This window comes from Pseudomonas sp. B21-036, from assembly GCF_024748925.1.
Lineage (GTDB): Bacteria > Pseudomonadota > Gammaproteobacteria > Pseudomonadales > Pseudomonadaceae > Aquipseudomonas > Aquipseudomonas palmensis.
In genome coordinates this window covers 637612-655228 of record NZ_CP087178.1, presented here as the reverse complement: position 1 = coordinate 655228, position 17617 = coordinate 637612, and the positions used below count along the sequence as shown (strand labels likewise).

Sequence of the window (17617 nt, the reverse complement as noted above, 5' to 3'; positions counted from 1 at the left end):
CATGCTGGCCTTCATGCTGTTTGCCTTCGTTGCGTCCATCACCCCCGGGCCGACCAATTTCCTGGTACTGAGCAACAGCGCCAGCCATGGCCTGCGCGCTGCATTGCCAATCATCCTGGGGGCCGGTGCAGGGGCCGCGCTGATCGTCTGGCTGGTGGGCAGTGGCATGGGCGAGGCACTGTTCCGGGCCCCGGCGGTGCAGCCGCTGCTCAACGGGCTGGGCGTGGCCTGGCTGACCTGGCTGGCCTGGAAGATCTTTCGCAGCCCAGTGCAGGTGCAGCAATCGGGCGCGACGTCGGCAAGGCTGGGCCTGTGGGGCGCGGCGGCGTTGCAGGTGATCAACCCCAAGACGTGGATGATGGCGCTGGCGGTGGCCAGCGTGTTCATCGATGCCGCAGCCAGCGACCGCCTGCTGCAGGTGACGCACCTGAGCCTGGTGTTCTTCGTGATCGCGCTGCCGTGCCTGGGTGGCTGGGCCTTGCTCGGCAGCGGGGCGCGGCGCCTGAGCGGTTCGCCGGTGGTGCTGCGCCGGGTCAACCAGGGGCTGGCGCTGCTATTGCTGGTGTCGGCCTGGGCCAGCCTCTGGCAGTAAGGCCCCATGCACCTGACACAGGGCTTGTAGGAGCCGGCGTTGCCGGCGAACAGGCCAGCACAATCCCCTGAAAAACCCGCCGACCCGCGCTAAGCTACGCCGCACGAGGAGAGCCCCCACCCATGAACCTGCAAGAACTCACCACCCGCCTGCACACCATCCGCGACAACAACGACTGGCGCGGCTTCCACAGCCCCAAGAACCTGGCCATGGCCGCCAGCGTGGAAATGGCCGAGCTGGTGGAGATCTTCCAGTGGCTCAGCGAGGACCAGTCGCGCCAGCTGTCCCCCGAGCAGCTCGAACACGCCGGCCAGGAAGTCGGCGACGTGGTGCTCTACCTGTTGCTGCTGTGCAGCGAACTGGGCCTGGACATGGACCAGGTGGTGCGCAGCAAGCTGGCCGACAGCGAACGGCGCTTCGCCCGATGAAAGACCGCCACTTCGACGCCCTGGCGACCCGCTTCGCCGAAAAGATCTACGGCGGCGCCAAGGGCGCCATCCGCCTCGCGGTGCTCCAGGCCGACCTCGCCGAAGCCCTGCCCGACCGCCCCCTGCGCGTGCTCGACATCGGCGCGGGCCTGGGCCACATGGCCCTGTGGCTGGCCGAGCGTGGCCACCAGGTGACCCTGGCCGAACCCGCCGCGCCGATGCTCGAGGGCGCCCGCGAACGCTTCGCCGCCGCCGGCCAGTCGGCCACCTTCATCCAGGCGCCCTGGCAGGAACTGCTCGGCCAGCTCACCGAACCCTACGACCTGGTGCTGTGCCACGCCGTGCTCGAATGGCTGGCCGAACCCGAGACCATCCTGCCGGTGCTGCACCAGCTCACCCGCACCGACGGCCTGTTGTCGCTGGCCTTCTACAACCGCGACGCACTGGTGTATCGCAACCTGCTCAAGGGCCATTTCCGCAAACTGCGCGGGGCCAGCCTGGCCGGTGAAAAGCAGAGCCTGACCCCGCAAAAACCACTTGATCCGCGCGAACTCCGGGCGCACCTTGAAGGTCTGTGGGATATACACAGCGAGAGCGGTGTACGGGTGTTCCACGACTACATGCCCGTCGAGTTCCAGGCCAAGGCAGAACTGCTCGACCTGCTCGAAATGGAACTGGCGCACCGCCGCCACCCGGCCTTCGCCGGCCTGGGCCGCTACCTGCACTGGATGTGCCACCCACGCTGAGTACCGAGCCGTGTCTGCCGGGAGACTGCCATGCCGTACCGTTTGATCCTGGGCCTGCTGTGCCTGGCCCTGGCCGCCTGCCAGGGCAGCAACCCGTATGTGGCCAGCTCCCGACCGCTGCCGCCCGCCCCGCCCCAGGCGGCCACCACCTTCGACGCCAGCGCCTACCCGGCACCAGCCCGTGACTATGGCCGTTACCGCAGCTGGTCATGGCGCAACGGCCAGCTCCCGGCCGGCAGCGCCTCCAGCGACCCGGCCGAGCTTGCCGACGCAGTCAGCGCCGCCCTCGACCAGCGCGGCCTGCGGCCTGCGCGCAGCACCCGCAGCGACCTGCTGGTCAGTGCCGACCTGCGCATGGAACGGCGCCTGCGCCAGGTGCGCGACGATTACTACCCCTATGACAACTACGGCTACGGGGGCATCGGCTACAACCGCTACGGCGGCTATCGCAACGGCTATGGTGTGTATGGCAGCGTGCCGATCATACGCACCTACCAGGTCGACGTGATGGTGGTGCGCCTGGACCTGTTCGATGCCGGCAGCGGCCAGCCGGTCTGGAGCGCCAGCGCAGAAACCACCAGCCAGGGCTCACCGAGCGAGCGCGCCCGCGCCCTGCGCGATGCCGTGCATAAGGCCCTGGATGGCTACCCCCCAAGCTGAAGGCAACCGGAGAATCATCATGCTGCGCCGTCTCGCTCTACTCCCCCTGTTGGCCCTGCTGGCGCTGCTCGGCGCCTGCCAGAGCAACAACGTCACCCAGGACTTCGATGCCAGCCGCGACTTTGCGGCCTACCGCAGCTGGAGCTGGCAGGAGCCGGCCCTGCAATATCGCCCGGACGACCCGCGAATCAAGAGCGACCTCACCGAGCAGCGCATCCGCCAGGCCGTCAGCGAACAGCTCGACCAGCGTGGCCTGCGCCCGGCCCAGGGCAACGCCAGGGGTGACCTCAAGGTGCAGACCTACCTGATCGTCGAAAACCGCCAGCAGCAGATCACCACCAACTACGGCGGTGCCTGGGGCGGTTACTGGGGTGGCTACTGGGGCGGCCCGGCCTACAACGAGACCCGCAGCGTCGACTACAAGGTCGCCACCATCCAGGTCGACCTGTTCGACAGCCGCGACGGCAAGCTGGTATGGCGCGGCAGCGCCGAGCAGATCATGAACAACTACCCGCCCGGCCCCGCCGAGCGCAACACCGCGATCCAGAATACCGTGGCCAAGGTACTGGCCAACTACCCGCCCCACTGAGCCGGCGATGGCCGGTCGCCACCTCAAGGCGACTGGCCATTATCTTGACTACACTTCTTTGACGCATGCGTTCGCGCACGGCCTGGTGCCGGCAAAGGAGTGCTCGTGGCTACCCGATTCCCAACCCGGCAGCGTGGCGCGATCGGCCTGATGGCCGCCCTGACACTGGCCCTGGCGCTGGTGTTCGCCCTGTTGGTGATCGATAGCGGACGGCTCTATCTGGAACAGCGTTCGCTGCAGCGGGTGGTCGACATGGCCGCCCTCGAGGCGGCTGGGCAAAGTGCGGTGTGCACCGGCAGCGGCCCGCAGGCGGCGACCGTGGCCCAGGCCAGCGCCGCACGCAACGGCTTCGCGCCCGGCGCCAAGCATACCCTGGCCACCACCTGCGGCACCTTGCAGACCGGTGCCGGCAGCCGGCGCACCTATACCGTCAACCCGAGCAAGAGCGAAGCGATCCGGGTCAGTGCCAGCAGCGCCGTGGCCACCAGCATTGCCGCCGGTGTACAGGCCCTGCTGAGCGGCGTCGCCGTGCCGGCCACCACCACCCTGCACGCCAGTGCGGTGGCCTCGCTGCCCAAGCCACCGCAGGCGATGCTGCGTCTCAAGAGCACCCTGCTGACCATCGACACACGCAAGTCCGATGTGCTCAACGCCCTGTTCAAGGCCCTTGGCGGCAACGTCAACCTCGACGTACTGGGCTGGCAGGGCATCGCCGACGTCAACGTCGACCTGCTGAGCTTTCTCGATGCCCTGGCCATCAAGGCCGGGGTGCAGGTCGGCAATTACGATGAACTGCTGGGCAAACAGCTGCACCTGACCGACCTGCTCGATGTCGCCGTCGATCTCGCCCGGCGCGGCGGCGCGGCGGCCCAGGTGGTGACCGACCTCGGCAAGCTGGTACTCGGTGCCGGCAACAACCCGCTGGTCAAGCTGGGCGATATCCTCGACATCCAGAACGGCGCGGTCCAGTCCGGCCTGGATGCCCAGATGCAACTGCTGCAACTGCTCAAGGCCTCGGTGATGCTGGCCAACAAGAACACTGCGGCCACCGCCGAGGTGCCGCTCAACATCCCGCCGCTGGTCAAGGCCAACCTGCGCCTCAAGGTCATAGAACCCGAACAGATCTCCGCCGTGGGCAACCCGCAGTACGACACCATCAAGGTGCACACCGCTCAGGTCCGTGCGCTGGTCAGCCTGGAGCTGCCGCTGCTCAACAGCATCACCGGCCTGCTCAACGCCGTGCTCGACCTGGCCGAACCGCTGACCAACGTGGTCAGCAACCTGCTCAGCCTCAATCTGGTGGCCACGCTGGAGTCGGTGTTCTGCCTGCTGGCGATCCCGTGCAAGGTCAGCGACGTCCGTTTGCTGCCTGGGGTGGTACACCTGGACATCGGCCTGGAAGTCGCCAGCGCCAGCAGCCAGGTCACCCGCTACAGCTGCAAGCCGGACAAGACCCTGACCGCCAGCACCCGCAGTTCGGCGCTCAACGTTTCGGTGGGCATGTTCAGCGATCCCCAGGCCTTTTTCAGCACGGGCAACACCGCCATTTCGCCGCTGCCGCTGATCGACATCGGCAGCAAATACTGCACGCGCTTCCTGATACTGCCGTCCACCTGCGGCGCGCGCACCGCCTTCGCTGGCGGTGGCGTAGGGCTCAAGGTCAATGCGCCGCTGCTGGGCAGCAACTCCACCGGGCCTGCCACCGACCTGCTGTTTCGCAACGCCAGCGCGCCACCGGACATCGACCTGCCACCGGCCTACATGGCCACCTCGGCCAGCGATATCGTGCAGAGCCTGAACAACACCATCAATGGCATCGAGCTGCAGGTGTACCGCCCGCTCAACGGCAACCTGCTCGGCAACGTGCTGGTGGTGGCCGGCAACCTGCTCGATGACGTCAAGGCGCTGCTGCAGCCAGTGATCAGGAACCTGCTCGGCAAGTTGGTCGATCCGCTGGTCAACGCACTGCTCAAGGCACTGGGGCTGGACCTGGTGAACGTCGAGGTCGGTGCCAACCTCACCTGTGACGGCAACCGCGCTCAGCTGATGCTCTGAACCGGCAGCTCGATCACGAAACACGCACCCTCGGCGCCATTGTGTGCGCTGAGCAACCCGCCCATGCCCTCGATGATTCCGCCACTCACCGACAGGCCCAGCCCGGTACCCACGCCGCTGGGCTTGGTGGTGAAGAACGGCTCGAAAATCCGCTCCAGCAGCCGCGGGTCGATGCCGCCGGCATTGTCGCGCACCTGCAGGCGCACCCCACCCGCCACCGGCTCGGCCTCCACCGCGATCCAGGGGCGCAACTGCGGGTCGGCCTCACGCCGGCCCAGCAAGGCGTCGCGGGCATTCACCACCAGGTTGATCAGCACCTGCTCGAGCTGATCGGCATGGCCGCGCACATGGCAGCCGCTCAGCGCCGGGCCCAGGTTCAGCGCCACGCCCTTGCCAGCCAGGCCGTCGGCCAGCAACGACACGGCACCCTCAACCGCCTGCCAGGGCTCGAACAGTTGCTGTTCGACCTCCGAACGCCGCCCGAACACGCGCATGTGGTCCACCACCTTCGAGGCCCGCAGCACCTGCGCATCGATGCGCCTGAGCTTGTCCTGCAGGTATTCCACCTGCACGTCGCCGTTCTCCAGGCGCTTGAGCGCGTTGACCACCGCCATGCGCATCACGTTCAACGGCTGATTGATCTCGTGGGCGAGGCCGGTGGCCATTTCGCCCAGGGTGGCCATCTTCGCGCTCTGCAACAGCTGCTGCTGGCTGCGCCGCAGCGCCGTGTTGTCGCGCCCCACCGCCTGTACCTCCAGCAGACGGCCCTGCTCATCGAACAGGCCGCGGTCGGACCACACCCACCAGGCATGTTCGCGCCCCGGCAGTTGCAGGCAGATTTCGGCACTGCTCACCGGCTGCTGCGGGGTCAGGCCGGCCAGGCGCTGCACGAACGCCTCGCGCTGGGCCGGCGACATCCACTGCCCCAGGTCGCTCCCGGGCAACTGGTCAGGTAGGCACTCCAGGTAGTCGGCCAGCGGGCGGTTGCCGAACAACACAGTCAGGTCGGGCCGGTAGCGGCAGATCATCGCCGGCGAGTCCTCCACCAGCACCCGGTAACGTTCCTCGCTCTCGCGCACCCGCTCGGCGGCCAGGGTCGCCTCGGTCACGTCGAGCCAGATACCCACGGCTTCCACCGGCAGGCCCAGGTCGTCACGCAGCAGGCGCGCTTCATCCAGCACCCAGTGGTAGATGCCCTGCGCATCGCGCAGGCGGTAGCGGCTGCGCACCTGGCCCTCGCGCAGCAGGTCGCGGGTACGTTGCAGCCACAGCGCCTGGTCGTCGGGGTGTACCCAGTGCGCCGGTTGCAGGTCGGCAGCGGGCGTCCAGCCAAGCAGCGGCTGCAGGCTGGCACTGAAGAATTCGGCCTGCAGCGCACCGGCGTCATAGCGCTGGATATAGATCACTGCCGGCGAACTGGCGATCAGGTTGTCCAGCCGTGCGTGCGCGGCCCTGGCCTGCTGCTCCTGGGCCTTGATATCGCTGATGTCGAGCATGAAACCCTGCAGACGTCGCTGCTGCCCCTGCCCGTGCACATCGCCACAGATGCGGTACCAGCGCAGCGACGCGGCCTGCAGGCGCACGCACAGTTGCAGGCTGCAGCCCTCGCGCTGCAGCGCCTCGAACGCCAGTTGCGCCGCCTCCCGGTCGGCCGGGTGCAGCAGCGCCCACCAGGCCGGCAGCGCCAGTTGCGCACTCACGCCGAAACTGGCCGCCAGCCCCGGTGCCAGGTGCAGGTAGGGCTCGTGCAGCGACCACTCCCACCAGCCCGCACCGAGCAACCCCTGTACATTGTCCAGGCGCTGCTGGCTGGCCTGCAGCCGGTCGCCGGCCAGGCGCGCCAGCAGCGGCTCGGCCATGGCATCGAGCAGCAGGGGGGCCGCCTCGGGCCGGGCCTGCCCACCCTCGTCCGCGCACAGCAGCCAGGCCTGGGCCTGATGCTGCTGCGCATGGCCCACCACATACATCGGGTGAGTCGGGCAGAGCACCTGCAAGGCCGGAAACTCGGCACTGCACAGCACGCGCCCCGACGGCAGGCGGTCGAGTACCGCGCTCAGGCGTGCATCGTCGGCCCAGGGCACGCTCGATGCGTCCCGCGCGAAGGTCTGCCAGCCGCCGGGGGTGCGCAGCAGCAGCGCCGCCCAGCCCATGCGCCAGTGCCAGGCCAGGCGCTGCAACTGCTCGGCGGCCACCTGGGGCAGGCGCTCCAGGCTGCAATCGCGCAGTGCTGCGCCGACCTGGCGGGCCAGTTGCTGCTGGCGCCGGGCATCCTGGCCCTGCTGACGCTGCTGCAGCAGATCGCCCACATCGAATAACTGCAACAGCCAGTCCTCGCCCTGGGCCAGCAACCAGCCGCGGGTGTGAAGGGTACTGCCATTGGCGGTTCTGAAGTCCAGGTCCAGCGGTTGTGCCTGCCAGTCGGCGGGCTCGCCTTCGAGCACCAGCAGGCTGTGCGCCTGCACGTAATCCTGCACCCGCGCAGCAGCCTGCGCGGGCAGCGCCAGGGCGCTGCGCAGCGGGCCGCCCAGGCGCAGCACGCGGCCCTTGTCATCGAGCCACAGCTGCAGGCCCACCGCCGCCGGTACCGGGGCCTGCGGTGCGGCCACCGCGGCGGCCGGGCGCCCGCGCCAGCGATCGAACAGGCCGTGGCCACCGCTCAAAGCTGAAGGCTCGCGGTGGCGCCAAGGGTTGCCGGCAGGCGTGGCACCTCGCCCACCACCGGCAGGTCGAGCACCGGCAGCACCGTCGTGAGCCGGGCCTTGGCGTAGTTGATGCGCACGGTCAGCAGGTTGGTGTTGCTCAGGGTCACGACCGCGTCGGTGCCGGGCTGGAACTTCAGCGTTCCCGGCATCCACGCCAGCTGCTGGGCCAGTACCTCGCGGGCCAGTGCCGGCACATCGGTGCGGTAGGTGGCGCTGGTCGGGTCCAGCGCCATGCAGCGGCGCACCGCCTCGCTGCTGGCCTGGTGGAACGACTGCAGCATCAGCAGTGGCAGGGCGTAGCTGACCACCCCGTAGAACACCGCGAAGAACACCACGAACACGGCGGCGAATTCGATCGCCGCCGCACCTTTTTGCCGTCTTGCAAGGCCTGCTTTCATGATCGCGTCTACCCTGACAATGACACCCGCAATCAAGCATAGAATCAATCACGACCAAGGGATGGCATTTCGCCTATGCAAAGCATCGTCCTGCTGCTGTGGCTCGCATTGTGTGCCGAACAGGATGCCCGAGAAAGGCAGATCAACAACACCTTGACCCTTGGCGCCGCAGCCTGCGCCCTGGCCTACCTCTTCATCACCGGACACACCTGGATCGGCGCCGATGCCAGCGAGGGCGGCTGGGCGCTGCTGATCGTGATGCTGCTGACCCTGCCCGGCTACATGCTCGGGCGCCTGGGCGCCGCCGATGTGAAACTGCTGGGTGCGCTGGCGCTTGCCACTGATCGGATGTACCTGCTGGGCACCTTCATCGGTGCCGGGGTGGCGGTGGTGATCTGGTTGCTCAGCCGCCGTTGGCTGTGGTCCCTTCTGAGTCAGAAGGTTAAGCAACGCTTCAGGCAGGTGATCGAAGAAGCGTCAAAAAAACAGCCCTTCGCCCCCTTCGTGCTGGCCGGTTTTTTATTGGCTGCGGTATGGATCCATTGATCGAACAACCCGTCTAACCTGCTGTACATACGTTGTACATAGCCGCCAACTGCGTCTATTTTTCTAGTCACTGCCCCTCGATACCACAAGCGTCATGGCCGTACCAGGAAGGGCACGTCAGCAGGGAGTTGCGTGTGAACAAGCCAGTGAGTCCATTCAAGGTGTTGATCGTCGACGACCAGCCGTTGATCGTCGAAGAGCTGTGTGAATTCATCGAGGGCAGCGGGTACCGGTGCGTACCGTGCCACAGCAGCCAGCAGGCCATCGAGCGGTTTACCGAAGACCCGGCAATCGGCCTGGTGCTGTGCGACCTGCACATGCCCGAGCGTGACGGCATCGAGCTGGTCAAGGCGCTCAAGGCCATTGCCGGCAAGCAGCGGATCTTCGAGGCAATCATGCTCACCGGGCGGGCCGAGAAGCAGGATGTGATCAAGGCGCTGCGCGAGGGGTTCGCCGACTACTACCAGAAGCCGGTGGACCTCCCCGAATTGCTCGAGGGGCTCAAGCGCCAGGAGACCGCGTTGCTGGAGCGGCAGAAGAACTTCCAGCACCTGGGCCACCTCAACCAGAAGCTGCAGTACCTGGCCGAATCCATCGACGACCTCTACCAGGACCTGGGCAAGGCCCGCGAGCAGGTGGTGGGCACGGGCCAGGGTGGCGAGGATGCAACGGCAGCCGAGAGCATGCCGGCGATCTTCGACCAGCTGTCACCGCGCCAGCTGGACGTCGCGCGGCTGGTGGGCAAGGGCCAGACCAACTATCAGATCGCCTGCGAGCTGGGCATTACCGAGAACACGGTGAAGCTGTATGTGTCGCAGGTGCTGCGCCTGACCCACATGCACAACCGCACCCAGCTGGCCCTGGCGCTGGCGCCCAACCCCTCGGCGCTGCGTCAGCGCATCACGGCGCATTGAACAGGTCGCCGCTGCCTTCGAGCCTTCGAAGGCAGCGGTGAAACCTGAAACAAATTGGATATGCCAGCCCCCTTGGGCTATGCAAGAATCCGGGCCACTTCTCGTCGATGTGTGGCCTGCTCAAGCATGACTTCATTTCTCAAAGGGCTGTGTGCCCCCAGCGGTGCGTTCTTCGGCTCTATTGCCATTTTCGCTACCGTTCTGGTGGGTGCTTACATCTCCCTTTACAGCTCGGCAATAACAGGACAGTTCAACAACCTGTGCCTTGGGCTGTTACCCACCTGCGAGGGGGCGCCGCTGAATGAAGCGTCCACGGCATTCAGGCTGTTGCTCTACCTCGGCCTGTTCCTGTTGATACGGGAAATAGCCGTCAACCGGGAAAACAACTCGGCGCGCAGCCAACTGCACAGTTACATAAAAAGCACTCCGTCAAAGTCGTTTCTCGGAAACTACTCTGCCTACATGCGTATCCTCGGCGCCCGGCGTCTGGAAATCAAAGCGGAACTCAACAGCGAGGCGCCCAAACCCGACGTGGTCCACAAGCTGATGCGCGAGTGCCTGCACGGTGTGTTGTCGCTGGCCAAGGACTGGGATGGCAATGAAGGCAAGTCGTCGGTCTATCGAGCCAACATCATGACCCTGGTGCCATCGGGTTTTCTCGATACGGTAACGCTTGCCGACGGCAGCATGGACAACATTGCCCGCATCATCGATTCCAGCAAGCTATTTCTGTACAACAACTCAACACTTGGCAAACTGGCAAAGTGCAGTGGCATCCTGGTGCTTGAAGATACGACTTTCACGGTGTCTACCAAAGTCGAGTTCGGCGAGCGGGACGACTTCATAAAAGAGCCGATTTGCTTCCCTTATGTCGAACAGGGTTATGCCGGTGTCACAACGCAACCCATCATCCCCGGCGCCCCCATGTGCGCCAGTTTCGGTATGGCGCAATACCTGCACCATACCCAAAGCGAAATATCTCTGTTTCTGGACAATCTTGCGTACAAGAACCGCGAGTTCTGCAATCGCTTCAAACATGATGTACTGGAGTATTACAACGATATAGAAGAAGCCCAGTCGATACTCTCCATTCCCATTCAGGTTCGACGCGAGGCGGATGCGGAACAACTCCCTGTCTATGAAACCATCGCCGTAATGAATATATACCGCAACAAAAAGGGGATTTTCCGCGATGAAGACAGCGCGATGAACTTTGCTCAACTTCTGGAGCCGATTTGCTATCATTTCGGGAAAATGCTAGTATCCCTAGCGCAAATAGAACCTGAAACATGACACTCAGCGTATATTTCCATTACTTTCAGGAGCCGTAGATGACCTCCCTAAAAGTACTAAAAACCAGATACAAGGAAGAGAGCCCCAGCAAGCGCTCCTCCGAGCAAACCCGGGAAGCCCTCAAGAGCATGGTGCTCAGAAACTTCTCCGCCAAGCCCAAATCGTGAATGAAGCCCAGCCGACGCTGGGCTTTTTCTTGGGCATGACTCACTTGTCGCTATTGCTGGTCTTCTCCCACCGGAAGAAATCCGGAATCACGTATTTGTAGGTATCCAGCCAGCGTTGCATGCTCTGGTCGCGCTCCTTGGGCGTGGCGCTCTGCGGGGTCTTGGAGGCCTGCGCGCCGCTGGCCTGCAACTGCAACCACGCCTCGGTGGCCGACTGCGCCTTGGACGAAGGCCCGGGCTCGATCGCCTGGGCCAGGCCCGGCAGCACTACCAGCATCACCAGTATCCGACTGTTCATGACGACCTCTGCACGGCAGCCACACTGCCAGGTTTGAGTTGTTGGGCGCGCGCCTGCGCTTCGTTGAATTGCGCCGCACTCAGGCCCAGCCGGCTCACCAGGTCGGCCGCCTGCTGCCACTTGTCCTGGTACAGCAGCAAGGTCACCAGGTTGACCGCCGCCAGACGGTCGCTGTCCTTGAGTTCGATTGCGGTCAGAAACTCGAAGCGCGCCTGCTCCAGCTTGCCCTGGTTCAGGTACACCACCCCCAGGTCGTTGCGGATCTTCTCGTCGGTGGGGGCCAGTTGCATGGCCCGTTGCAGATGCTGCAGCGCCTGCGCGTTGTCGCCACGGGCCGCCGCCATCTGCCCCAGCCCATGCTCACCCTGGGCCGCCAGGCACCCGCCGAGCAGGCTGCGGTACAGCGGCTCGGCCTCGCTGCGTCCAAGCAGGCGCAGCACCTTGGCCTTGCGCACCCGCACCTGGGCCAGATCGGCCGGCAGCGCCTCCAGGTGCGCAAGGCTGGCATGCGGGCGCCCGTCGGCAAGCATCTCGTCGGCCATGTTCAGCGACAGCTCCTGGCTCGAATCGGGCTTGGCACAACTGGCCGTCGAGCCCGGCATGGCCAGCCACGGCGCCGAGCCATCCGTGGCGCAACCACCGAGCAACAACAACCCCAGCGCCGCGATGCATGCCTTCATTGCGTCCACTCCTCTCAAGCCCCGAATGCCCTGGCCAGGGCGGTGAAGCCCGGGCCGGCGAGTACGATCAGCAACGCCGGGAACAGAAACAGCATCATCACTGCCGACATCTTTCCCGACATCTTCGAAATCCGTTCCTGCAAGGTGGTCAGGCGCCGGTCATCGAGCAGTTGCTTGAGTGCCAGCAGCGACTTCATCGCCCCGCCCCCCTGGGTCAGCAACTGGCGCAGGATGATGCAGGTGTCGCTGAACGCCTCCACCCCCAGCAACTGCGCGCTCTTGTCCAGCTCCGGCGCCAGCGCCAACCCCGAATCGACCCGTGCCAACAACAGCCGCAACTCCTCGCTCAGCACCGGCAGCAGGCGCTGCCCCTCCAGGCTCAGCAGGCGCAGGCTCTGCTCCACCGCCAGGCCCGACTCGAACATGATGCGCAGCAGCGGTATGAAGGTCGACACCTCCTGCGCCACCTGGCGCTGACGGCGTGCCGCCAGCAGCGCCAGCAACCGCTTGGGCAGCAGGTAGCCCAACCCCAGCCCCATCAGCGGGAACAACCAGGGCGAACGGCTCTCGCGAAAGAACACCTCCTGCACCAGCACCGCCGCCCCCATCAGGCATAGCGGCAAGCCCACCTGGCAGGCCGCGAACAGCGAGCGCTGGCGCGAACGCCGCCAACCCACCCGGTCGAGCAACTGGCGGGTCTCGCCGTCCAGGTTCAGCGAACGCTGCCCCAGCCGGCTGTCGCCCATGCGCTGCAACCAGCCGCGCAGTGCCGGCTCGTCCGGCGCACGCCCCTGCAGGCGTTGCTCCACCAGGCGCTGACTGCGCCGCTGACGCAGCCACTGACCCAGCAGCAGGGCGAACGCGCCAAACAACAACACCGCACTGAGCAACAAGGCCATCTCAGATACTCCGCAACATGCGCCACAGCGCCAGACACCCCAGCGCCTGCAGCACGAAGGCACTGAACAGCAGGCGCTGGCCGACACTGTCATGCCACATGGTCAGCAGGTAATTGGGGTTGCTGAACATGAAGTAGCCGGCCACGCTGACCGGCAGCACCGCCAGCACCACGGCAGTGATGCGGGTTTCACCGGTCATCGCGCGCAGCTGCCGCGCGCCCTGCTCGCGCTCGCGAATCACCTTGATCAGGTTCTCCAGCAACTCGCTGGCATTGCCGCCATAGCGGTGGTTGATGCGCAGGCCCAGGGCGAACAGGCGCAGCTCTTCGCGCGCATACAGTTCGGCCAGATCCGACATCGCATCGTCCAGGCTCACCCCCAACTGCACGTTGCGCTTGACCCGCTGCATGGCCCCCAGCAACGGCTCGCGCGAGGCATCGATGGCCCCCAGCACCGCATCGCTCAGCGTGCGCCCGGCCTTCAGGCTGCGCACGCAATGATCAAGCAGCACCGGCAACTGTTCGATAAGGCGGCGTACCCGGTGCTGGTACCGCCAGGCCAGGAACAGGCGCAACAGCAACGGCCCCGCCAGCAGCACCAGCAGCAGGCCAGGCCAGCCGCCGTACAGCCCGGCGCACACGGCCAGCAGCAGCCAGCCTGCCCCCCATGCCATCAGCCGGTCATTGCGGCGGTCGAAACCTGCACGCAACAGCATCAGCTCGAGCCAGTCAGGGCCACGTGGCCCGCTGTTGTCGGCGGCCTGCTGGTGCTGGCCCAGGCGCTGCAGAATGCGTTCGTTGCCCGAGCGGTGCAGGCTGGTATAGAACAGGCGCATCGAGATGCCGAACATGACCACGCCCCCCAGCCACAACCACACCGCGCCGCTCACGGCCCGGGCTCCGCATCGTTGAGGTCACGACGCAGCTTGTCGCTGGCCGGGTTGACCGCCTCGCGCAGGAAGGTGTCGCCGCCGCGCCGGTCGAGGCGAAACAGCGTGTTGGTGACATACACGTCGTCGCGCACCCCCACCACCTCCAGCACCTCGCTCACGCAGCGACGGCCATCGGGCAGGCGGGCCAGCTGGATCACCACGTCGAGCGCGGCGCAGATCATCTGGCGCAAGGTCTTCTCGGCCACCTGGCGACCGGTCAGGCCCACCAGGGTCTCCAGGCGCAGCAGCGCGTCCTGCGCGTTGTTGGCGTGCACCGTGCTCATCGAACCGTCGTGGCCGGTGTTCATCGCGGTCAGTACATCGAGCACCTCGACCCCGCGGATCTCGCCCAGGATGATGCGGTCCGGACGCATGCGCAGGGCGTTGCGAATAAGCTCGCTGGCCTTGATCTCGCCATGCCCCTCGGCATTGGGCGGGCGGGTTTCCAGGCGTACCACGTGCGGGTGATCCAGCTGCAGCTCGGCCACGTCCTCGATGGTCACCAGGCGTTCACGGGGGCTGATCAACTGGCTGAGGATGTTCAGCAAGGTGGTCTTGCCGGTGCCGGTGCCGCCACTGACCAGGATGTTGCAGCGCTTGCCCACGGCTCGTTGCAGAAAGTCGAGGATCGCCTGGTCGATGGCCCGGGTGGCCAGCAGGTCGGCGCTCTTGAGCATGTCCTTGCGAAACTTGCGGATCGACAGGCACGGCCCGTCCAGCGCCACCGGCGGGATGATCGCATTCACCCGGCTGCCGTCGGGCATGCGCGCATCGACCATCGGCGACGACTCGTCCAGGCGCCGCCCCAACGGCGCGAGGATGCGCTGCATCACACGCTCCACGTGATGCGCGTCGATAAAGCGCAGGTCGGTCTGCTGCAGCACGCCCGCGCGCTCGATGAACACCCGGTGCGGGCCGTTGACCAGGATCTCGGTGACGCCCGCATCGCGCAGCAGTACCTCAAGCGGGCCGAAGCCGGTGAGCTCGTCGACGATCTCCTCGGCCAGGCGCTCCATCTCGTAGCGCGACACGGCCAGGTGCTGGCGCGCGATGTAGTCGCCCACCTGCTCCACCACGAACTGCGCCAGCGCCGGGCGGGCGCCCTCCAGCAGGTTGAGGCCGGTGTCCTCGATGGCATCGATGATGTGCCGGTGCAAGGCCCGCTTGAGCCCCTGCGGGTCGCTGCCCGGGTTTTGCCGTGGGCCGCCGAACAGCTCGTCGCCGCTCATCTACTTGTGCCCCCACAGGCGCTTCATCCAGTTGCCCGCCTTCGGTTGCAGGCTTTCCGAACGTCGTGCCAGCCGCTCGCCCAAGGCCTTGAGCGCCTGGGTCAAGGCCTCGCGCGGGGCCACCTCGAACAGCGACAGCCCCTGGTTCTTGGCGTTCAGGCGCACCTCGGGGCTGTAGGGCAGCACCACCAGCACCGGCAGGCCATAGCGCTTGCCCAGCGCGTCAGAGTCGGGCGCCACGCTGCGCAGGTAGCGGTCCACCAGCAGGCTCGCGTGTTCCAGTTTCATGCCCTTTTCGCGCCATAGGGTCAGCACCTCCAGGTTGCGCCGGCAGTCCAGCACGTTCTGGTCGGTGTACCAGATCAGCTTGTCGCAATGGCTGACGAAGGTGCGCAAGGGCTCACTGTCGGGCTGCCCGGCCAGGTTCACCACGATGTGCTGGAAGTGCTGGCGCAGCGCGCTGAGCAGCATGTACAGCTCGGCCGCGCTGGTGCGCTCCAGTGCCTCGTCGCTGTCGGTATAGGCCAGCAGGCGCAGGCCCGAGGGTTCGCGGGCGAACGCGCTGTCGATCAGGGTGGCATCCAGGCGGCGCAGGTGGCGCAGCGCATCACCGAAGTGAAACGAGGCCTCCAGCCCCAGCAGCGCCAGGCTGTCGCCACGGGGCAGGCCCAGGTCCAGCAACAGGGTCTGCTGACCACTGCCCTGCACCACCCGCGCCAGGTGACTGGTGAGCAGGGCGCCGTCGCTGGCGCACTGGGTGCCGTACAGCACCGTCAGGCCGCCCAGGTGCGGGTTGCTGGTCACCGGTGGCAGGCGCTTGCTCAGGCGGCGCACCAACCCGGCCACTTCGCTTGAGCGCGAGCCATAGGCGACGAAGTCCCGCGCACCGGCGCGCATCGCATTGAGCACCAGCTGGTTGTCCATGCCATCGCCCAGGGCAACGATCGCCAGCATCGGCTTGGCCTCCAGCACCCCTTCGATCAGCGCGCACTGGCTCACCACCTGCTCGCGGTCCAGGCCCACGAACACCAGGTTGGCGAAGGTCACATCCACCAGTGCGAGCAGTTCGTCGAGGCTGCCGCTGCCGGCCCCCACCACCTGGCCCAGCGGCGCCAGGGCGGTTTTCAGCCACTGCAGGTCACCGTCGTCACGGGTGATCGCAAGGAAGGTCTGGCTCAGGCTCTGGCTCATTGGCTCAATCCACTGCGCTGTTCGAAATTGCCGTTCTCGAGAAAGAACAGGCGCCCCCAGCTCGGGTCGTAGGTGCGCAGGCGCTCGCCGGGCAACTCGGGCAACTTGGCATTGGCCGCCAGCGGCTGCACCAGGCGCGGGGTCACGATCATCAGCAGCTCGGTCTCCTCACGGCTGATCGACGACTGGCGAAAGAACGCGCCCAGGATCGGCACGTCGCCCAGGCCCGGAAACTTGTCCACCGCCGAGCGCGCACTGCTGCTGATCAGGCCGCTGATGATGAAGCTCTCGCCATCGGCCAGCGACACGCTGGTGTCGGTGCGCCGCACCGTCAGGCCCGGCACGGTGACGCCGGCGATGCGCACTGCGTTGTTGTAGTCCAGCTCGCTGACCTCCGGCGCCACCTTGAGGGTAATGCGGTCGCGGCTGACCACCGTGGGTGACAACGCCAGGCGAATGCCGAACTCCTTGTACTCGATGGTCACCGTGTCGCTGCCGGTGCTGGGCACCGGAATGGGGATTTCGCCGCCGGCCAGAAAGCTCGCGGTCAGGCCGCTGAGTACCACCAGGCTGGGGCGCGCCAGGGTGTAGGCGAAGCCGCTGCTCTCCAGCGCATCGATGGCCGCCAGGAAGCGGCTGCTGCCGCCGCCCCACACGATATTGAACACATCGTTGTTCAGCGGGATGCTCGGGCGCACCTTGACCAGCCCGCCAACGCCGCCACCATCGGGGCTGGTCACCGCACCCGGCACGTAGCCCGGCGACACCGTGGTGTTGGGCACGCTGCCCGGCGAGCCGAACAGCGAGTTGTTGGAGCCCTTGAAGAACAGCCGCGTACCGGCCTCCTTGAGTTTGGTGCGGCTGACCTCGACAAAGCGGATATCGGCCTGCACCTGGCTCGGCAGCAAGGGGTCGAGGCTGGGCGGCAAGGCGCTGTCGGCCATCTCGGCAGTGGCCCGGCCCTTGATGAACAGCATGCTCTGGCGCGGCACGCTGGCGCATGCGGTCCACAGCATCAGGCTGGTGGCGCCGGGGCCCACGGCGCTGACCACCACGCCGCGCTCGCCACTGGCCTGCACATCGGCGATGTTGGGGTCGCCAACCGCCGCCCGGGTGATCGGCACCGGCAGGCGGATCTCCTGCTGCAGGCCCTGGTCCAGCTCGATGCTGGCCGGCACCGGGCTCAACCCGGCACAACCCGACGGCGCCGCCAGGGCATGGGCAGCCGGCCCCCCCAGCAACAACAGGGTCAGGATGGAACGCTTGAACATCAGCTCGGAACGACTGCTCATCAACGGG

General features: G+C 66.3%; 19 protein-coding genes. 10 read left to right on the top strand and 9 right to left on the bottom strand.

Translation table 11 applies throughout. The features are described from left to right. The first annotated feature begins 1 nt into the window (after nucleotide 1). The 6 genes from LOY33_RS02955 to LOY33_RS02930 all read left to right on the top strand — a co-directional run bounded on the left by LOY33_RS02955 (nucleotide 2) and on the right by LOY33_RS02930 (nucleotide 5070). On the top strand, nucleotides 2-592 hold the full coding sequence (locus LOY33_RS02955; protein ID WP_104572955.1) for a LysE family translocator: 591 nt from the start codon (nucleotides 2-4) through the stop codon (nucleotides 590-592). Between the two features lie 122 nt (nucleotides 593-714). After that, the gene (locus LOY33_RS02950) at nucleotides 715-1020 is read left to right on the top strand and encodes a MazG-like family protein (RefSeq protein WP_043860945.1); all 306 of its coding nucleotides are present in this window, start codon (nucleotides 715-717) and stop codon (nucleotides 1018-1020) included. Next, nucleotides 1017-1766, top strand: coding sequence for a methyltransferase domain-containing protein (locus tag LOY33_RS02945; protein ID WP_104572956.1), 750 nt, complete (start codon nucleotides 1017-1019; stop codon nucleotides 1764-1766). The genes LOY33_RS02950 and LOY33_RS02945 overlap by 4 nt, the downstream gene beginning before the upstream one ends. Nucleotides 1767-1796: 30 nt before the next feature. Next, nucleotides 1797-2426 carry a DUF4136 domain-containing protein gene (locus tag LOY33_RS02940; RefSeq protein ID WP_258661334.1) on the top strand — a complete coding sequence of 210 codons (630 nt, stop codon included), beginning with the start codon at nucleotides 1797-1799 and terminating at the stop codon, nucleotides 2424-2426. A 19-nt stretch (nucleotides 2427-2445) separates the two neighbouring features. Then, nucleotides 2446-3015: a DUF4136 domain-containing protein gene (locus LOY33_RS02935; protein WP_054916641.1), complete on the top strand. Its 570-nt coding sequence runs from the start codon at nucleotides 2446-2448 to the stop codon at nucleotides 3013-3015. A 105-nt stretch (nucleotides 3016-3120) separates the two neighbouring features. After that, complete coding sequence (locus tag LOY33_RS02930) at nucleotides 3121-5070, top strand: pilus assembly protein TadG-related protein (RefSeq protein ID WP_236176664.1); 1950 nt, start codon at nucleotides 3121-3123, stop codon at nucleotides 5068-5070. Here the strand turns inward: LOY33_RS02930 and LOY33_RS02925 are convergent. Both LOY33_RS02925 and LOY33_RS02920 read right to left on the bottom strand, forming a co-directional pair. Further along, nucleotides 5055-7730 (bottom strand): ATP-binding protein, encoded by a 2676-nt coding sequence (locus LOY33_RS02925; protein ID WP_258661322.1) that lies wholly within the window; start codon nucleotides 7728-7730, stop codon nucleotides 5055-5057. The two genes, LOY33_RS02930 and LOY33_RS02925, sit on opposite strands and share 16 nt — an antisense overlap. Then, on the bottom strand, nucleotides 7727-8170 hold the full coding sequence (locus LOY33_RS02920) for a TadE/TadG family type IV pilus assembly protein (RefSeq protein ID WP_043860940.1): 444 nt from the start codon (nucleotides 8168-8170) through the stop codon (nucleotides 7727-7729). The genes LOY33_RS02925 and LOY33_RS02920 overlap by 4 nt, the downstream gene beginning before the upstream one ends. 75 nt (nucleotides 8171-8245) lie before the next feature. Here LOY33_RS02920 and LOY33_RS02915 point away from each other — a divergent pair, with 75 nt between their 5' ends. The 4 genes from LOY33_RS02915 (at nucleotide 8246) to LOY33_RS02900 (ending at nucleotide 11090) form a co-directional block, all read left to right on the top strand. After that, a complete protein-coding gene (locus LOY33_RS02915; protein ID WP_043860939.1) occupies nucleotides 8246-8716 on the top strand; it encodes an A24 family peptidase in 471 nt (156 codons plus the stop codon). Between the two features lie 134 nt (nucleotides 8717-8850). Beyond that, a complete protein-coding gene (locus tag LOY33_RS02910; RefSeq protein WP_258661309.1) occupies nucleotides 8851-9630 on the top strand; it encodes a response regulator transcription factor in 780 nt (259 codons plus the stop codon). A gap of 126 nt (nucleotides 9631-9756) precedes the next feature. After that, complete coding sequence (locus LOY33_RS02905) at nucleotides 9757-10923, top strand: hypothetical protein (RefSeq protein WP_258661306.1); 1167 nt, start codon at nucleotides 9757-9759, stop codon at nucleotides 10921-10923. Nucleotides 10924-10961: 38 nt separating this feature from the next. Then, the gene (locus tag LOY33_RS02900; RefSeq protein ID WP_256582768.1) at nucleotides 10962-11090 is read left to right on the top strand and encodes a hypothetical protein; all 129 of its coding nucleotides are present in this window, start codon (nucleotides 10962-10964) and stop codon (nucleotides 11088-11090) included. 40 nt (nucleotides 11091-11130) lie between these two features. On the opposite strand, the gene LOY33_RS02895 is transcribed toward LOY33_RS02900, so the two are convergent. Genes LOY33_RS02895 through LOY33_RS02865 form a run of 7 tightly spaced genes read right to left on the bottom strand, consistent with a single transcriptional unit; the run spans nucleotide 11131 to nucleotide 17610 of the window. After that, nucleotides 11131-11388, bottom strand: a complete 258-nt coding sequence (locus tag LOY33_RS02895; RefSeq protein ID WP_258661304.1) for a DUF3613 domain-containing protein — start codon at nucleotides 11386-11388, stop codon at nucleotides 11131-11133. Next, the gene (locus tag LOY33_RS02890; RefSeq protein ID WP_258661293.1) at nucleotides 11385-12068 is read right to left on the bottom strand and encodes a tetratricopeptide repeat protein; all 684 of its coding nucleotides are present in this window, start codon (nucleotides 12066-12068) and stop codon (nucleotides 11385-11387) included. The genes LOY33_RS02895 and LOY33_RS02890 overlap by 4 nt, the downstream gene beginning before the upstream one ends. Nucleotides 12069-12082: 14 nt before the next feature. Next, the gene (locus LOY33_RS02885) at nucleotides 12083-12967 is read right to left on the bottom strand and encodes a type II secretion system F family protein (RefSeq protein WP_258661290.1); all 885 of its coding nucleotides are present in this window, start codon (nucleotides 12965-12967) and stop codon (nucleotides 12083-12085) included. A gap of 1 nt (nucleotide 12968) precedes the next feature. Then, nucleotides 12969-13817 (bottom strand): type II secretion system F family protein, encoded by an 849-nt coding sequence (locus LOY33_RS02880; protein WP_258662859.1) that lies wholly within the window; start codon nucleotides 13815-13817, stop codon nucleotides 12969-12971. 35 nt (nucleotides 13818-13852) lie between these two features. Next, nucleotides 13853-15127 (bottom strand): CpaF family protein, encoded by a 1275-nt coding sequence (locus tag LOY33_RS02875; RefSeq protein ID WP_043860934.1) that lies wholly within the window; start codon nucleotides 15125-15127, stop codon nucleotides 13853-13855. Next, complete coding sequence (locus LOY33_RS02870) at nucleotides 15128-16318, bottom strand: pilus assembly protein (protein ID WP_043860933.1); 1191 nt, start codon at nucleotides 16316-16318, stop codon at nucleotides 15128-15130. It lies immediately after the preceding gene. Continuing rightward, the gene (locus LOY33_RS02865; protein ID WP_054916708.1) at nucleotides 16315-17610 is read right to left on the bottom strand and encodes a type II and III secretion system protein family protein; all 1296 of its coding nucleotides are present in this window, start codon (nucleotides 17608-17610) and stop codon (nucleotides 16315-16317) included. Before LOY33_RS02865 ends, LOY33_RS02870 begins: the two co-directional genes overlap by 4 nt. Nucleotides 17611-17617: the final 7 nt, after the last annotated feature.

What these genes read in the sequence shown, in the direction of transcription:
- LOY33_RS02890 (WP_258661293.1), bottom strand. Translation starts at nt 12,068, where the DNA reads ATGAAGGCATGCATCGCGGCGCTGGGGTTGTTGTTGCTCGGTGGTTGC.
- LOY33_RS02940 (WP_258661334.1), top strand. Translation starts at nt 1,797, where the DNA reads ATGCCGTACCGTTTGATCCTGGGCCTGCTGTGCCTGGCCCTGGCCGCC.
- LOY33_RS02885 (WP_258661290.1), bottom strand. Translation starts at nt 12,967, where the DNA reads ATGGCCTTGTTGCTCAGTGCGGTGTTGTTGTTTGGCGCGTTCGCCCTG.
- LOY33_RS02895 (WP_258661304.1), bottom strand. Translation starts at nt 11,388, where the DNA reads ATGAACAGTCGGATACTGGTGATGCTGGTAGTGCTGCCGGGCCTGGCC.
- LOY33_RS02900 (WP_256582768.1), top strand. Translation starts at nt 10,962, where the DNA reads ATGACCTCCCTAAAAGTACTAAAAACCAGATACAAGGAAGAGAGCCCC.
- LOY33_RS02935 (WP_054916641.1), top strand. Translation starts at nt 2,446, where the DNA reads ATGCTGCGCCGTCTCGCTCTACTCCCCCTGTTGGCCCTGCTGGCGCTG.
- LOY33_RS02945 (WP_104572956.1), top strand. Translation starts at nt 1,017, where the DNA reads ATGAAAGACCGCCACTTCGACGCCCTGGCGACCCGCTTCGCCGAAAAG.
- LOY33_RS02915 (WP_043860939.1), top strand. Translation starts at nt 8,246, where the DNA reads ATGCAAAGCATCGTCCTGCTGCTGTGGCTCGCATTGTGTGCCGAACAG.
- LOY33_RS02880 (WP_258662859.1), bottom strand. Translation starts at nt 13,817, where the DNA reads ATGTTCGGCATCTCGATGCGCCTGTTCTATACCAGCCTGCACCGCTCG.
- LOY33_RS02875 (WP_043860934.1), bottom strand. Translation starts at nt 15,127, where the DNA reads ATGAGCGGCGACGAGCTGTTCGGCGGCCCACGGCAAAACCCGGGCAGC.
- LOY33_RS02920 (WP_043860940.1), bottom strand. Translation starts at nt 8,170, where the DNA reads ATGAAAGCAGGCCTTGCAAGACGGCAAAAAGGTGCGGCGGCGATCGAA.
- LOY33_RS02905 (WP_258661306.1), top strand. Translation starts at nt 9,757, where the DNA reads ATGACTTCATTTCTCAAAGGGCTGTGTGCCCCCAGCGGTGCGTTCTTC.
- LOY33_RS02870 (WP_043860933.1), bottom strand. Translation starts at nt 16,318, where the DNA reads ATGAGCCAGAGCCTGAGCCAGACCTTCCTTGCGATCACCCGTGACGAC.
- LOY33_RS02865 (WP_054916708.1), bottom strand. Translation starts at nt 17,610, where the DNA reads ATGAGCAGTCGTTCCGAGCTGATGTTCAAGCGTTCCATCCTGACCCTG.
- LOY33_RS02950 (WP_043860945.1), top strand. Translation starts at nt 715, where the DNA reads ATGAACCTGCAAGAACTCACCACCCGCCTGCACACCATCCGCGACAAC.
- LOY33_RS02955 (WP_104572955.1), top strand. Translation starts at nt 2, where the DNA reads ATGCTGGCCTTCATGCTGTTTGCCTTCGTTGCGTCCATCACCCCCGGG.